We start from the raw sequence: 593 nt of genomic DNA, 5'->3' as shown, positions 1-593 counted from the left end.
AACATATAAATACCGATATTTATATCAGCTTTCCAGATTGTTAAAGAACTTCAAAGCAGCTCACATTCGGCTATTTTGTGGTTTAAAAAACCAAATTTAAATTATCGGTTAGATAGCTTAAATTTGGCTTCTTTCTTTAATGAAGAAACAATAAATGGCCATTGCGAAGTTTTTCTAGGCATTTTGATGCGACGCATAGTATCTCTTATGCGAGTATCGAAATAACAACGAAAAAATCGTAATGGTGGAGCTAAGCAGGATCGAACTGCTGACCTCCTGCGTGCAAGGCAGGCGCTCTCCCAGCTGAGCTATAGCCCCTCTTTGACTTGTTAATTGTGCTAATTACTTCGTTGCTTTCGTTTGTTATTCAATCATGTAGCGAACTACACTCACTCATAAAAAACTCAAGCGCCTTGTACTAAGCGCAATTACCTTCGTCTAAGCTGCAGTTAACTACAACTCAAAGGTGTTTCTTCTAATTTCATTATCATACAATTTGTGTGAACACTCGTAGTACCGAAGTACTCATTAAGCAGCTTTACTTCAAGATAAGGAGGTGATCCAACCCCAGGTTCCCCTAGGGTTACCTTGTT

The 593-nt window shown here is 38.6% G+C and carries 1 tRNA gene; it reads right to left on the bottom strand.

The features are described 5' to 3' along the window. Positions 1-242: 242 nt before the first annotated feature. Positions 243-318: transfer RNA gene (locus tag CWS31_RS17375), tRNA-Ala, on the bottom strand. Positions 319-593 lie beyond the last annotated feature (275 nt).

This window comes from Colwellia echini, from assembly GCF_002843355.2.
GTDB classification, from domain to species: domain Bacteria; phylum Pseudomonadota; class Gammaproteobacteria; order Enterobacterales; family Alteromonadaceae; genus Colwellia; species Colwellia echini.
The sequence above is the reverse complement of the archived record's forward strand: the minus strand, read 5'-3'. Positions and strand labels throughout refer to the sequence as shown.